Origin of the sequence: Clostridium sp. (genome assembly GCF_036642255.1) — a bacterium.
Classification (GTDB): Bacteria; Bacillota; Clostridia; order Clostridiales; family Clostridiaceae; genus Clostridium_J.
The window spans coordinates 1-15,252 of the sequence record NZ_JAVWDJ010000039.1 but is presented as its reverse complement, the minus strand read 5'-3'; the positions used below and the strand labels follow the sequence as shown (position 1 = coordinate 15,252).

At 29.9% G+C, this 15,252-nt stretch carries 11 protein-coding genes and 1 other annotated feature; of the genes, 3 read left to right on the top strand and 8 right to left on the bottom strand.

The genetic code is table 11. From position 1 onward, the window contains the following. Positions 1-180: 180 nt before the first annotated feature. On the bottom strand, positions 181-939 hold the full coding sequence (pdaB, locus tag RR409_RS16480) for a polysaccharide deacetylase family sporulation protein PdaB (RefSeq protein ID WP_332558866.1): 759 nt from the start codon (positions 937-939) through the stop codon (positions 181-183). 191 nt (positions 940-1,130) lie between these two features. Between pdaB and RR409_RS16475 the strand changes: the two genes are divergently transcribed. Then, positions 1,131-1,658 (top strand): DUF4364 family protein, encoded by a 528-nt coding sequence (locus tag RR409_RS16475; protein WP_332558865.1) that lies wholly within the window; start codon positions 1,131-1,133, stop codon positions 1,656-1,658. Here the strand turns inward: RR409_RS16475 and RR409_RS16470 are convergent. From RR409_RS16470 to RR409_RS16460, 3 genes are all read right to left on the bottom strand, one after another. Further along, the gene (locus tag RR409_RS16470; protein WP_332558864.1) at positions 1,655-2,536 is read right to left on the bottom strand and encodes a YncE family protein; all 882 of its coding nucleotides are present in this window, start codon (positions 2,534-2,536) and stop codon (positions 1,655-1,657) included. The two genes, RR409_RS16475 and RR409_RS16470, sit on opposite strands and share 4 nt — an antisense overlap. 188 nt (positions 2,537-2,724) lie before the next feature. Next, positions 2,725-4,044, bottom strand: a complete 1,320-nt coding sequence (locus RR409_RS16465) for a folylpolyglutamate synthase/dihydrofolate synthase family protein (protein WP_332558863.1) — start codon at positions 4,042-4,044, stop codon at positions 2,725-2,727. A gap of 96 nt (positions 4,045-4,140) precedes the next feature. Further along, positions 4,141-6,783 carry a valine--tRNA ligase gene (locus RR409_RS16460; protein ID WP_332558862.1) on the bottom strand — a complete coding sequence of 881 codons (2,643 nt, stop codon included), beginning with the start codon at positions 6,781-6,783 and terminating at the stop codon, positions 4,141-4,143. 247 nt (positions 6,784-7,030) lie between these two features. Then, positions 7,031-7,242 (bottom strand) — a binding site (T-box leader). Between the two features lie 346 nt (positions 7,243-7,588). Between RR409_RS16460 and RR409_RS16455 the strand changes: the two genes are divergently transcribed. Continuing rightward, positions 7,589-7,945, top strand: coding sequence for a tetratricopeptide repeat protein (locus RR409_RS16455; protein ID WP_332558861.1), 357 nt, complete (start codon positions 7,589-7,591; stop codon positions 7,943-7,945). 59 nt (positions 7,946-8,004) lie between these two features. Here RR409_RS16455 and RR409_RS16450 read toward each other — a convergent pair whose 3' ends face one another. The 3 genes from RR409_RS16450 to RR409_RS16440 all read right to left on the bottom strand — a co-directional run bounded on the left by RR409_RS16450 (position 8,005) and on the right by RR409_RS16440 (position 11,622). After that, the gene (locus RR409_RS16450) at positions 8,005-9,219 is read right to left on the bottom strand and encodes a transglutaminase-like domain-containing protein (protein WP_332558860.1); all 1,215 of its coding nucleotides are present in this window, start codon (positions 9,217-9,219) and stop codon (positions 8,005-8,007) included. Between the two features lie 325 nt (positions 9,220-9,544). After that, complete coding sequence (recX, locus tag RR409_RS16445; protein ID WP_332558859.1) at positions 9,545-10,369, bottom strand: recombination regulator RecX; 825 nt, start codon at positions 10,367-10,369, stop codon at positions 9,545-9,547. Then, entirely contained in the window at positions 10,369-11,622 is a 1,254-nt protein-coding gene (locus RR409_RS16440) for a pitrilysin family protein (RefSeq protein ID WP_332558858.1), read from the bottom strand. Before RR409_RS16440 ends, recX begins: the two co-directional genes overlap by 1 nt. Before the next feature lie 407 nt (positions 11,623-12,029). Between RR409_RS16440 and RR409_RS16435 the strand changes: the two genes are divergently transcribed. Further along, positions 12,030-13,607: a DEAD/DEAH box helicase gene (locus RR409_RS16435; RefSeq protein WP_332558857.1), complete on the top strand. Its 1,578-nt coding sequence runs from the start codon at positions 12,030-12,032 to the stop codon at positions 13,605-13,607. A gap of 358 nt (positions 13,608-13,965) precedes the next feature. Here RR409_RS16435 and RR409_RS16430 read toward each other — a convergent pair whose 3' ends face one another. Next, the gene (locus RR409_RS16430; RefSeq protein ID WP_332558856.1) at positions 13,966-14,724 is read right to left on the bottom strand and encodes a 4Fe-4S dicluster domain-containing protein; all 759 of its coding nucleotides are present in this window, start codon (positions 14,722-14,724) and stop codon (positions 13,966-13,968) included. Positions 14,725-15,252: the final 528 nt, after the last annotated feature.

Genomic DNA, 15,252 nt, shown 5'->3' with positions numbered 1-15,252 from the left:
CCCTCTTTCCCTTAGTTTTTTAATCCATTTTCACTACATTTATATTTCTCAAAAGTGAGAAGTATAACCAACTTTGTGAAAATTCTTATTTTTTTTGTAAGTTTCCCCCAAATTTCTGATATGTTTAAATTATAAATTATTTGTAAACACATTACAAGCTGAATTTTTTAAAAATTCTATCTACTTCCTTGCCTGCTTACCATTATTATCAACATAATATCCATCTTGTATTATTAGATCTGATATCTTAACAAATTCATAGCCTTGATCTTGCAAACTTTCTATAATTTTAGGCAAGGTTTCAGGGGTGTATTTTGCATCATTATGAAATAATACAATGGAACCAGGCTTTACATTTTTAACAACCTTATCATATTCTTTATCTGCACCATAAGCCTTCCAATCTACACTATCTACATCCCATTGAACAGGAATTAATCCTGAACTTTCAACTGTCTCCAGCGCTAAATCACTATATAATCCTTCTGGGAATCTAAATAATTTAGGCGTTTCACCAGTTAAGCTTAGAATTTTCGCATTGGCTGCTTCTACTTCTGTGATAATCTTATCTTTAGATATTGTAGTAAAGTTTAGATGTTTATTAGAGTGATTCCCTATTTCATGACCTCGTTTTGCAATTGCTTTAACTTTATCAGGATAATCATCACACCATTCTCCTACTAAAAAGAAAGTAGCTTTTACATTATATTTGTCCAATGTATTTAAGATACTATCTGTATTATCAGAACCCCAGCTTGCATCAAATGTAATTGCTACTTTTTTATCTTTTGTATCCACAGAATAGATGGGCATTTTTTTTGTTGTGGATACAAAGGTTCCTTTTGTGACAAGATTAAATCCGCTAAGCATAAACATTAATGCTGTTAGTATAATTAATGCAATTGTTACCTTTTTTTTGGCCTTATTTGAAAATTCCATGACTCCCCCCACATACATTTCTATTATTAAATCTATATTCAAGATAAAAAAAATATATGCTATATTGAAATTAAAGTTAATTCCTTATTTAATTTTTTATGTTATAATTAATTTATATTTTGTTTATTTAAAATTACCAGGGTTATTAAATTATGAACAAGTTTGTTCTTGGTCCAAAGGAGGCAAGATTAATGTTTGAAGATTCTTTGAATTTAGCAGAAAATAAGCTGATTTTATTATATATATTTCACAAGGTAAATCTTCCTATCCCTAACATACAGCTATCTCAAATTGTACTTGAAAATAATTTTATGAACTACTTCACACTACAACAATACATTGTGGAATTAGTGGAATCCAATTTACTAACGAAGATTAGTGACAAAGGCAAAGATAGACTTGTCATATCTGAATCAGGTAAAAAAGTTTTGAATCTATTTGAAAATAGAATTTCTTACAGTAATCTTCAACAGCTTAATGAATATATTGAAAATAAGCTACCTTCAATAAAAAAAGAATTAACCGTAACTGCTGATTATACTATTGAGAATAATAATAGTTACGTAGTTAGTTTGATTGCATCTGAAAATGATATTGTCCTTATGGATTTAAAGGTAAGTTTAGCATCAAATAAACAAGCCAGAGATCTTTGCCATAAATGGAACAGCAATTCCTCTGACTTGTACAATAAAATAATTCATTTATTATTAGAAGATTAGGCTAAAATCATTCCTGTGGGTTCCCCTTTTATAGGAATGATTTTTTTATTTTCAGTTTCTTTATCTATTTTTATTAGAAGATTATTATAACTATCACCCACAAAAATATGTTTATTATGACTCAAGATACCTCTTGGCATACCACCAGTTCTAATTCTATTAACTTCTTCATGATTTAAAATATCTATTATACTTATACTTCCATCACCATAGTTAGAGACATAACAAAATCTTTCATCACAACACATATCAAATGGACAATTCCCTACTGATATTCTATGAATTATTTTATGAGATTTTGTAGATATCATGCTTACACATCCCTTGTCTGAGTATCCCATATTGCTCTCACACACCAATATATAATCACCATCTAGGGTAATTAAAGCTTTTGTTGGATATGGTCCTACGTGGATATTATAAATGTTGGCTCCATATAATGCATCAAATAAAGTAATGGTATCACTATTTGTATTGGCCACTACTATTTCACTACTAATATTACAACAATCAATACTATGAGGTGAATTACCACAAGGTATAAGTTCTATAATTTCCTTGTTATTAATATCAAAAGATACTACATTATTAGAGTCTCCACAAATAATATATGCATGATTTCCTAGTACACAAATATCTCTACAGTTGCTTCCCAAATATATACTTTCTACCATACCTTTTTCTAAATTAACAATTGAAATTGAATTGTCATAGCAATTTGATGTAAATAGTTGATTACCTTGGATCCATAGCCCATGTGGTCCTATTTTACCTCCGCCAACTCCATTTAACGGTATGGTAGATTCTATTGTAAAATCTTCAATATTAATTTTATCAATAGAGTCACAAGTGGTATTACATACATATAAATGCCTCAATGGAATCACCTCCTCACAATATAGTATGAGGAGGTGTATTATTATGTGCTATTATTAATTGATTCTATCTAGTTCCATAGTTTTACTAATAAATTTTTACTTCAATCTAAAGTTTTTGTCTTTCCTTATATGTTTCAAATTATTTTCATATAACTTCTAATATAAAGATTATTTTATATATATCCTCTTTAATTATTGTTAAAAAATCTTATAATTCTTCTCATATCCCCTATCATATATAAAGAACCAGATACTAAAAGTAAATCCCCCTCATCACAGTAGCTTAAGGCCCTTTTGTAAGCTTCTTTATAGTCTTCGATTGCCTCACAATCTACACCGTGATTTTGAATTTCTTTGCTTAAATCCTCTGCAAGCTCTGCTCTTTCGCTATTTGGGGTTACAGCTATAACCTTATGGGCCTTTGGAGCAATAGTCCTAATCATTTCTTTGACTTGCTTGTCTGCAAGTATACCTAAAATTAATACTAACTTTTTATATTTAAAATATATATCTATACTCTCTGTAAGTTTACAGATTCCATCTATATTATGAGCTCCATCAATAACTACCATAGGATTATAATTCATAATTTCTAGTCTACCTGGCCAATATACCTTTTTAAGTCCATTAAGGACATTTTCCTCATTTATTTTCACTCCAAGGTCCATCAGTTTTTCACAGGCATGTATAACAACTGTAGCATTTAGTATTTGATGTTTACCTAATAGGGCAAGTTCTAAATTATATATATTCTTTTCAGTTATTACTTCTACATTTTGAACTAATCTAGCTTTTCCATTGATTTTAATTTCATAACTGCTGATAAACTTTGATTTATTACTTGGCACTTTAACTAAGAGAGAGTTTTTTTCAAGAGCTACTTTTTCAACAACTTCTTCTGCTTCTTTTTCCTGTGGGAAAACTATTGTAGGAATTCCTTCCTTTATTATCCCAGCCTTTTCAAAAGCGATCTTGCCTAATGTATCACCTAAGATTTCCATGTGATCTAAACTTATAGAAGTTATAACAGACAACATTGGTGTTATAACATTTGTTGAATCTAACCTTCCCCCAAGCCCTACTTCAATCACAGCATAATCAACTTTCTTCTTATAATAATATAAATAAGCTCCACAGGTAACTATTTCAAACTGCGTTGGATTGGAATATCCTAACTTTACCACTTTGTCTATTGCTTCTGCTACCTCTGTAATTATTTCACTTAAGTCGTCCTTAGAAATGTTTTCATTATTAACTTGTATTCTTTCTTCAAATTCCTCAATATAAGGAGATGTATAACTGCCTACTTTATAACCCGCCTCCATGAGAACTTTTGTTATCATGGCTGTAGTGGAACCTTTTCCATTAGTTCCAGCTATATGTATAGTTCTTATTTTTTTATGAGGGTCACCTAGTAGCTCTAAGATCTTTTCCGTTCTATCTAATCCAAGTTTTGAACCAAACTTTGCCGTTTCTTCAATATATCTCATGGCTTCCTTATAATTCACTTTAACTCCTCCAACCCAACATTTATTGTAAATAAGGAAATTACTATGGAAAGGTATTTTCCACAGTAATTTCCCTTTAGGCATCTTCTAAATTTCTTATTTTAAGTTTTCTATACTTTCAAGAACAGACTTATACATTTCCTTATATTTTTCACCCTTAGCTTTTTCTTCATCAACAACTTCTTGTGGTGCTTTAGCAGTAAACTTTTCATTGTTAAGCTTACCTTCTACTCTAGCAATTTCTTTTTCTAACTTTTCTTTTTCTTTATTTAATCTTTCAAGCTCTTTCTCAGCATCCACAAGCTCTAGCAATGGCATATAGATTTCAGCTCCCATTGACACAACTGAAACTATATCTTCTGGTGCCTGTTCCTTATTGTCTAATAAAATAACTTCACTAGCTGATGCAAGTTTTTCAAAGTAAGTTTTTCCTTGTTCAAAGGCTTCTCTAGCTTCTGTAGCATAAATAAAAGTCTTTGCTTTTCTTGAAGGTGGTACATTCATTTCACTTCTTGCATTTCTAGTATTTTTAATAGCATCAATTATATAGTTCATGCATTCTTCAGCTTGCACATCTTTTAACTCATCTTCATATTGTGGCCACTTGGATATAGTTATAGATTTTGCATCACCTTTTAAATGAGTATATATCTCTTCTGTAATATATGGCATAACTGGGTGAAGAAGTTTTAATCCACTAACTAGTACTTTATTTAGTACATTTAATACAACACCCTTTGCTTCCTCATTATCACCATATAATACTGGTTTAACAAGTTCTATATACCAATCACAGAATTCTGTCCACATAAAGTCATAAACCTTTTGAAGAGCTATGCCAATCTCAAACTTATCTAGATTATCAGTAACTTCTTTGATTACTGTATTTAATCTTGAAAGTATCCATTTATCTGCAATAGAGTAGTTTTTATTATCTTCATATTTATTCATTAATTCATCATCAATATTCATTAAAACAAATCTTGAAGCATTCCAAATCTTATTTGCAAAGTTTCTCGCTGCCTCAACTCTAGATTCATAGAATCTAATATCACTTCCTGGGGCATTTCCTGTTGCAAGGGAGAATCTTAGCGCATCTGCTCCATAATTATCAATAACTTCTAATGGATCAACACCGTTATCTAGAGACTTAGACATCTTTCTGCCTTGATCATCTCTAACCATTCCATGGAAAAATACTGTATCAAAAGGCACTTCCTTCATATTATATAGTCCTGAGAATATCATTCTAGCAACCCAGAAGAATATTATATCTCCACCAGTAACTAATGTGCTTGTTGGATAGAAATATTTTAAATCCTCTGTGTTATCTGGCCAACCTAAAGTTGAGAATGGCCATAATGCAGAGCTAAACCAAGTATCTAGCACGTCACTTTCCTGCTCTAACTTCTCAGATTTACACTTAGTACAATGACTTGGTGCTTCTGTTTGCACCATCATTTCTCCACAGTCCTTGCAATACCAAACTGGAATTCTGTGTCCCCACCATAGTTGTCTTGAAATACACCAATCTTGGATATTTTCCATCCAGTTAAAGTATATTTTTTCAAATCTCTCTGGAATAAATTTAATTTCCTTTTCCTTTACAACCTCAACTGCTGGCTTTGCAAGAGTTTCCATTTTTACATACCATTGTTTTGAAAGCATTGGCTCAATAACGCATCCACATCTATCATGAGTTCCTACATTGTGGTTATGATCCTTAACCTTAACTAGATAGCCTTGCTCCTCTAAGTCTTTAATCATAAGCTTTCTAGCGTCATATCTATCAAGACCTGAATACTTTCCATAGCCCTCTGATACCTTTCCATTTTCCTCAAGAACAACTACTTCTTCAAGATTGTGTCTCTTACCTACTTGATAATCATTAGGATCGTGAGCAGGAGTTATTTTAACACATCCTGTTCCAAACTCCATATCCACATAGTCATCTGCTATAATTTCAATTTCTCTACCTACAAGTGGTAATTTAATCTTCTTACCTATTAAATGAGTATATCTTTCATCTTTAGGATTAACAGCAACTGCAGTATCTCCAAGTAGGGTTTCTGGTCTTGTAGTTGCGATTTCAACAACCTCATCAGTTCCGATAACTGGATAGTTAATATGCCAGAAGTGTCCATCTTGCTCTTCATATTCAATTTCTGCGTCTGAAATTGCTGTCATACATTTTGTACACCAGTTTGTAATCCTATTTCCTTGATAAATAAGGCCATCATTATATAACTTAACAAAAACTTCTCTAACGGCTTTATTTAAGTTTTCATCCATAGTAAAAGCTTCTCTTGTAAAATCTGCAGAACAGCCCATCTTTTTAAGTTGGGTCCTTATTCTCTCTCTATACTCATCTGTCCATTCCCAAACTTTTTCTAGGAAGGCTTCTCTACCCATTTCTTTTTTCTTAAGGCCTTTTGCAAGTAGAGATTTTTCAACTCTTACTTCCGTGGCGATACTAGCATGATCTTCTCCTGGTAACCATAATGCACTATATCCTTGCATTCTCTTTGTTCTTATAAGAATATCTTGTAAGGTATTGTCTAACGCATGACCAAGGTGTAATTGTCCAGTAATATTTGGTGGCGGCATAACAATAGTATATGGTTTTTTATCTTTATCTACTTCTGGTGTAAAAAAACCTTCCTCTTCCCACCAAGCATATAATCTTTCTTCAAATTCTTTGGGATCATAATTTTTTGCTAAATTTTTGCTATCATCCATTTCTACTTCCTCCTTGTAATTTACATTTTATAGATAATTTTCTAAATATACTTTTCTGTACTGCATTAATTTCTTGAAGGATAGATGTCCTTCCTTTTCAACTTCCAGTGAAATCCTCTTTTATAAGTTTTTCATCTAAATCTTATTTGCCCATTAATGAATTAAGCTAATTGCTTTATTGCTAAATTTGTTATATAAAACTTAACAATGTTTTTATTTTAAAAAATAAAAAAAGAGCCTTCATCCTAAAAAGGACGAAAGACTCGTGGTACCACCTTTGTTCCCTGCAAAATTACAGGCTCATTTTCTTAACGGTTTGAATTCCGTCTTTATTTACTAAATTTCAATAAAGAAGCTCCGAAGCTACCTTCAAGTGTATTTGTATAGAAGACCTTTCAGCCGCCGAATCTTCTTCTCTTAATACTAGCTCACTTTACTCCTCTTCATCACAGCTTGATAAATATTAATTTTAATATATTATATACCCTAAACATTTTTATGTCAAACAATTTATTTGACAATATTAACCATACTTTGGAAAGGTAATTCTCCTATCTACTTTAGTTGGGCGCCTTTGGCTTAAAATAAATGAAATTTGATTCTTTTAAACTTTTTTTAATCCTATAATCTTATATATACTTTATAACTTCCCTAGAACATATATGTATATTTCTCACTTATTATTATATGTAATATTTATTAAATTATTCTTGATTTTAAAAACTTTTTATTTATATGGAATAAAACTACAGATTTTGGATATTAATTAGATAAGTTATTTTATCCATTCTAGGAGGTTTATCCCATGAGCTATTTTAATAAAGCCAATGAACTCTATAATTTAAGAAACTACAAAAGAGCCATAGATTTGTATAAAAAGTCAGTAGAGTTAAAAGAAAATGAAGCTGCCTCACTATACAATTCTGCTGTTTGTTTTATTAAATTAAAACAATATACAGATGCTATTCCATTGATTAAATCAGCAATAAAAATTAAGCGAGAAAGCAAATATTATTTTAATTTAGCTTTCTGCTATGCAATGCTTAAGGAAAATGGAAAAGCTCTAAACTATTTTAATACTGCTTGGTCCTTAGACAACTCTGATGATGAATGTGATAGAGCAATAAAATTAATACTTGATACTTATAAAAAAACAAGCTAAGACTTTTGAAAGTCTTAGCTACTTTTTTCCCTGAACCTATATTTTATTAGTAAACACTTTTACCATTCTCCAGCTACTTGTCTATTCTTATGGTCCAACTTAAACCTTTCACTATCAAAATAATCGCCTCCTACATAAAAAGTAGGGTCAACATTTATCCATCGGTTTTCTTCAGCTATATACACTTCATTCCAAGCATGACTTATCCACGTCTTTCCATTAAATCCTTCACCTACTATGAGTCTTACTTTTATATCATTTGCTCTACACATAGCAACGAAAAGACAAGCGTAATCAAAGCATACTCCTTTTCTTGAATAAAAGGTAGGTATAGCTCCAGACTCAATATTTCTACTATTATTCATAACCTGAACTGCTTTATCATTGTCGTAAGATATTTCGCTTCCAACCCACTGATAAATCTTCTTAGCCTTGCCATAAGTGTTATTAGAACTTGCTGCTATAGAAACCCCTAGATTATCAATTTCTTCATTAGATCTAATTCCTTGAGCTAAAGTAACTCCATTATAATAAATGATATCACTAGTAGTTGCATTATCAAAATCTATATTTTCATTTTTACTATCATATATTTTAAAGGAGTCATTAATAATATTAGGTAAATTTTGAGCCACTTTGGACTTAGTAATTGGTATTACTACTTTTTCAGTAAAATAATTGTATATATTGGAGCTTTCAAGTGCATAGTTAAGGTCTTTACTTAAATTAAGCATAGACAGATAATTTAATAAAAATGTGATAATTATGATGTAACATAACGCTTTCGGAATTTGAAATATAACTCCAAATATTCGACGCAGAGTATTACCACCTTTTTTTATTATACTATCTAGTGCATTAAATATTGGTGAAAGTGCTATGTCGCTAATAACATGTATTATAAGCTTCATGATTTGATAAATTATAAGTAAAAGCACTATTACTAATGCCCCCATGACAAATTGGGGCTTTTTTTCTATTATCACCGAAAGTGTCGGACTTAGCTTATTATTAATGTATGACATAATATTATACTTATCATTAATTATAATATCCTTTGCTATTTTTGTACTAATAGTCAAGGACAGTAAAAGAGCTATGTTACTAAACAAACTTTTAAAAGTGCTAAGTAGGGCTTCACTACTTAGCTTAAATAAAAATCCCACAATAAGTGGGTATAGTAATACTCCATACAATATAATACTAATTATATTTGTTTCATGAAATATATTAGTAATATCTTCAATAATTCTCGCTATGATATATATATCCATAAATATCACCTTCTTTTATTTATAGATTTTTTAAAACCAGTAAGAAATATCCTTATGCGTTTTTCTTTGTTACAATGAGGACATTGTTTTATCTTCTTGTTTCAGTAATTACTGTGTAAATCTAACTCATATATAGAATGTAATAAAGAAACTTCAGAAATAGTAGTTCTGCCTTACATTCTCTTTAATAAGTTACTTTAAGGTAATTTTATAATATACAAACATTAATTTATATAGTCTATCAATTAATGTTTGTGTTAGTAAATCTAAAATTACGCAAAACCCTAACCACAAATATATAGTCTTATTAAAACTTTTATATTTACTATTTAATAACTTGTAAAATTACAGTTTTAATATCCTCATAGCTATACCCTTTTCTTAATAAAAAGTCTTGAAGTTTCCTCTTTAACTTAAACTCATCACTTTCTCTATTTTTTAAAAGGTCATACTTTTTTTGCGCTAAGTTTAAAAGTTCTTCAAAGTCAGTTTCTCTATTATCTTTTTCTTCTTCCTCTTCAAATTGAAGAGATAGTTTTGGCAAAACCTCATTTATCAAAGAGAAGTTATATCCTTTACTTACTAGATGATATGTGATTTTTTGAAATACCTTATTTTTATCTTTTTCTTTCTTAACTAAATTGTTAAGTTTTTTCTGTGCTAAATTGAAAGCAACATCATATTCCTGTTCAGTATCAACTTTAGCTAAAATCTCTTTTATTAGTTCTTTATCTATACCTTTTCTCATTAAATCTTGCCTTATCTTATTGATTCCACTGGACGCAATTTTTTGCTTCACGTAATTCTCTGCGTACTTTCTATCATCTAAAAATCCATAACTTTCAAGGAACTCTATCACCTTGTTAATGGTATCTAACTGAAACTCCCTTTTAAGTAACATATCTTCTATTTGTTTTTGGGTTTTCATGGATTTCTCCATATACTTTAGGGCAGTACTTTTTCCTTTTATATAGTTATCATCTTTAATAACATCTTCTAAATCCTTAGGATTAATCTCCAAGCCCTTTTTTAGTCCATGATAATATATGAGCTCATTACTACAAGCAAATGCAAATTCTTCATTAATAAAAACATTTACTCTTTCTTTACTTTTTTTCTGACTTTCAATTTTTGTAATTATGCTCTTCACTATTCCTCATCCTTTTCAGATAACATAACATGAATGGTTGGGTTATTTAGTACCTTTCTTGCTACAGAATATAAGTCTTCACCGATTATATGATTCATGTTTTTCATGTCTTCTGTAAATTGATAGATATATTCATCCTCCATAGCTTGATGAATTATATAACTTCCTAAATCCGTAGAATCTTCTAATGTGGAAGCCACAGCTGTTTTGAATACCTTTTTCATCAAATTTATAGTATTATCGTCAAATACAATTTTTTCCTTTTTCATGTTTTCTATACAATCATTAATAACATTTATTGCCTCATCCACATTTTCACTTGAAACTGAAGTATAAATGTATAAACTTTTTATACTCTCTGTTAGATCAAGCATAGTGTAAACATCATAAGCCAATCCTCTTTCTTCTCTCAATTCTCTAAACAAAATTGAATTAGAGCTTTCTCCAAACTTATGATTCAATATTCTTAAGGCTAATTCTTCCTTTTTAGATAATCCATGAAGAGAATATAAATAAACTATAGTACTCTGTTCAATATCCTTTTTATAAGTTACCTTTAGCTTACCTTTATTTTTTTCTTCTATAACCTGTGGTTTCTCAACTTTTTTCTCTTTCCAACACCCAAAGTGTCTGCTCACCATATTAAAAACATCATCATGATCAAAAGTTGATACTATAGTTACTATAGCATTATTAGGTGCATAATACCTACTGTAAAATTCAACCAATTGCTTCTTAGTAAGCTTTTTCACAATAGATTCCTTACCTATTACATCCCACTTAAGATGACTTTTGTCAAAAGCTATTTCATTGACCCTTTGAAAAGTTAAATCTTCAATATCATCCTTACTACTTCTTATCTCTGCTAAAATTACTCCTCTTTCTTTTTCAACTTCTTCATCTGGGAAATTAGAATTTTGAATTAAATCAGCTAGTAGTATTACACTGTTTTCTAATTCTTCATTTAAAGTAGTTGTATTAAATACAGTGCAAGTATAGTCTGTGTAAGCATTGTATTCTCCACCTAAGTTTTCTAGTGCACTGTTAAGCTCTTCGTTACTCCTATTGATAGTTCCCTTAAAAATCATATGCTCAATAAAATGTGAAATTCCTCTTTCTTTTGTACTTTCATGCAATCCTCCAACATTAACCCCTACATGAAGAGCAGCAATTTGTGTATCACGTTTAACTGTAATTAATGTTAGTCCATTATGAAGCTTTCTTTGCTCTGTATCAAATAATTCTTTCTTCATACAATCTCCTTCTAAATCTATAGTACTTACAATATAAGTAAGTTGTGTTTTTAATGAAATTTTGAAAGATAAATCTTCATTCATTTGAAGATTTAATTTTTATACCTCTCCATAGTCATTAAATAAAATAAACATATTAATTTAAACTTGTTCAAAATCAGCTTGTTTATTATAGATAAAATTTCTCATACCTTATTTAAGTTTAAAATTTAAAACTATATAAATCAACAATATTTTTAATTAACCCTATAAATTTAAATTATTTTATTTTTTTATGGTTAATATTTTTTTGAATTATTGTTAATACTAAAAATGAATATATTATAAATTTTCAATAATATTTGCTAATATTATCGTATTGTGTTACTATTAAGTGTATTTTAGAAAATTAGAGAAGAGGAATATGAATGAACAAAATTAAATTTGACGAACTTGGACTTAAAGATACAGTCCTTAATGCTATAAATGATTTGAACTTTGAATACCCAAGTGACATACAAGCAAAGAGTATCCCTGTAAGCTTAGAGGGATTTGACTTAATTGGCCAGGCACAAACTGGTACTGGTAAAACATTAGCCTTTGGTGCACCGATGCTTAGCAAAATGGATGCTCCAAACGGAAAAGTTCAGGCACTTATACTAGCCCCAACAAGAGAACTTGCAATTCAAGTTAGTGAAGAACTAGCTAAAATCTCCAAATATGAGAAGTATAAACTTCTTCCTATATATGGTGGTCAATCATTTGATAAACAACTTGCTCCACTTAGAAAAGGTGTAGATATCGTAATTGGAACTCCTGGAAGAATTTTAGACCATATTAACAGAAGAACTTTAAAATTAGAAAATGTTAAGTTTTTAGTTTTAGATGAAGCTGACGAAATGCTTAATATGGGATTTATTGAAGATATTGAGAGCATACTTAGCAATTTAAAAGAAGACAGACAAACCATGTTATTTTCAGCTACTATGCCAAGACAAATTAAAACTTTAGCTAAAAACTACATGAAGCCAGATGCACAGCATATTGCTATTGCTAAAAAATCAATGACAGTTTCAAAAATCAAGCAATATTATTTTGCAGTAAGCCCTGGTAATAAACTTGAATCTCTTTGCAGAATATTAGATGTTGAAAATCCAAAAACTGCTATATTATTCTGTAAGACAAAAAAAGGTGTAGATGAGTTAGTAGGAGCTTTACAAGGAAAAGGATATGTAGTTGAGGGTATGCATGGTGACATGAAACAAACTCAAAGACTTAACACTCTTAATAAATTTAAAACTGGTCACTTAAACTTCTTAATTGCAACAGATGTTGCGGCAAGAGGAATAGATGTAGAAGATGTAACTCATGTTATCAACTATGATTTACCACAAGATACTGAATCTTATGTTCATAGAATAGGTAGAACTGGTAGAGCTAATAAAGAAGGCTTAGCTTATAGCTTTGTAACAAGAAAAGAAGTTTCTGCTATTAGACAAATAGAACAAGATACCAAAAGCAAGATTGATAAAAAAGAAGTACCAACACTAGCAGATATTTTCTCTGCTAAATCTGGTAGCATTCTTGACAATATTAAAGCTACATTAGAAGAAAATTTATATGAAAACTTTCTTCCAATGGCAAAAGAATTAATAAATGAGTTTGGTGCAGAAGATGTTGCTGCATCACTTATTAAGATAACTTTTGATAAAGCAATGTCATATGAGTATGGTGCCACTGAAGAAGCTGTTTCAACAGATGAAGTTTCAAGATTATTTATGTCTGTAGGAAAACTTGATAAAGCAACTCCTAAAGATATAATTAAATTCGTTGATGAACATGCTGGTGTTAAGAGTAAAGATATAGGCAGAATTGATATATTAGATAAGTTTTCTTTCATTGATGTGCCTGAAAACTTAGTAAGTCTAATCATTCAAAATTGCAGCGGTAAGCAAATAGGAAAACGTAAAGTTAATATTGAAATCTCAAACAAAAAAAGAAGATAAAATAAAAGGGAGTTTTAACTCCCTTTTTATTTTCTTTTTTTATTTTTTTAATAACCTTTTTTCTGTACCCTCATATAATATACTGAGGTGGTGCATATGAAATTATTTAAAAAACTTTTTGCATTTCTACTTATTATCTTGATACTTGAGTATCTTCTTATATATTACTTATATACCAAATCTTTGCCTGGTGGTTTAATATTTATGTAATTCCTCTTTCAAAAATAACTAAACACTATTATGAAATTATGCGCACACTGCGCTACCATAAAGCACCTTTATTTCAAATGAAAAAAATTAGGAGAGTGTTATCCACTCCCCCTCATAAAGCTCATTGAAGCTATTTATTAAAATTGACTTAATCTCTAATTTCTCCATCAGTTCCTATAGTTACTTCTCTATAAGGTACTATGACTCCAGCTTGGAGCATTGCAGTTTTAACTGCACTAACAATTCCTCCACAGCAAGGTACTTCCATTCTTACAACTGTAATGCTCTTAATTTTATTACTGCTTAATATTTCTGAAATTTTTTGTCTGTAGTAATCATTATCATCTAACTTAGGACATCCTATAACAGTAATATGATTTTTAATAAAATCTCTATGGAAGTTTGCGTAAGCATAAGCTGTACAATCTGCAGCGATTAATAAATTAGCATCTTTAAAGTATGGTGCGCTAGGATGTACTAGTCTTAATTGAACTGGCCATTGCATAAGCTCTGATCCTTGGTCCTCTCCATTTGCTTCATTAACTTTAATTGCTGGTGTTAAAGTTATTTTCTTTTCAATCTTCTTAGCCATTGTTCCTGGACATCCACATGGCATTGGTTTAACCTCTGGTTCTAATTCTTCACCTAAATCTAACCCCATTGATTTTTTTGCCATGATTCTCATTTTAACTGCATCATCATCATATGCCTCAGCTTCTCTTTCAATCATTTCAATAGCATTTGTAGGGCAATTAGGCAAACAATCTCCTAATCCATCACAATAAATGTCACTCATTAATTTTGCTTTTCCATCTATTAACTCAATAGCTCCTTCATGACATGCAGTTACACACAAGCCACAACCATTACATTTCTCTTCATGTATTTGAATAATTCTTCTTATCATAATTAATCCCCCTATATATTAAAATTAATAATTAATAATTAATAATTCATTTCGTATTATATACTTATTATATATTTTTTTTGTCATTTCGTATGTAACCTATGTTACCTGGTATTCCTTGTTTTGATACCAATTCTTAGCAATAATAAATGTGCACATATTTTATCTTATTTTATTAATCTTATTCTCTCTACGACTATTATATATTTTACTTTAGTCTTTTAATATGTTTAAATTTTAAATTTGTTTCATTGTTTAAATTTTTACTGTAATAATTAATTCTTTTGTATCATATTCCAAATGATATTTTATAGTTTTCTTATGCATGAAGCTACAACCCGCATAAATACTATATATTGTTATATTGTTATATTGTTATGTTCTGGTGCTATTATAATTTTATGGACACATTCAGATATAAAATATTAAGATAGATATATGAAAGGGAGTGTCCAAAATATTGATCTAGGTATAATTTTTTACTTAGCCACTAACGCTATAGCACCTTAGCTTATACATTATAACTGG

Excerpts from the sequence above, each read along its gene's own strand:
- pdaB (WP_332558866.1), bottom strand. The coding sequence starts at position 939 with ATGGAATTTTCAAATAAGGCCAAAAAAAAGGTAACAATTGCATTAATT.
- RR409_RS16475 (WP_332558865.1), top strand. The coding sequence starts at position 1,131 with ATGTTTGAAGATTCTTTGAATTTAGCAGAAAATAAGCTGATTTTATTA.
- RR409_RS16460 (WP_332558862.1), bottom strand. The coding sequence starts at position 6,783 with ATGGATGATAGCAAAAATTTAGCAAAAAATTATGATCCCAAAGAATTT.
- RR409_RS16455 (WP_332558861.1), top strand. The coding sequence starts at position 7,589 with ATGAGCTATTTTAATAAAGCCAATGAACTCTATAATTTAAGAAACTAC.
- RR409_RS16450 (WP_332558860.1), bottom strand. The coding sequence starts at position 9,219 with ATGGATATATATATCATAGCGAGAATTATTGAAGATATTACTAATATA.
- RR409_RS16440 (WP_332558858.1), bottom strand. The coding sequence starts at position 11,622 with ATGAAGAAAGAATTATTTGATACAGAGCAAAGAAAGCTTCATAATGGA.
- RR409_RS16435 (WP_332558857.1), top strand. The coding sequence starts at position 12,030 with ATGAACAAAATTAAATTTGACGAACTTGGACTTAAAGATACAGTCCTT.
- RR409_RS16430 (WP_332558856.1), bottom strand. The coding sequence starts at position 14,724 with ATGATAAGAAGAATTATTCAAATACATGAAGAGAAATGTAATGGTTGT.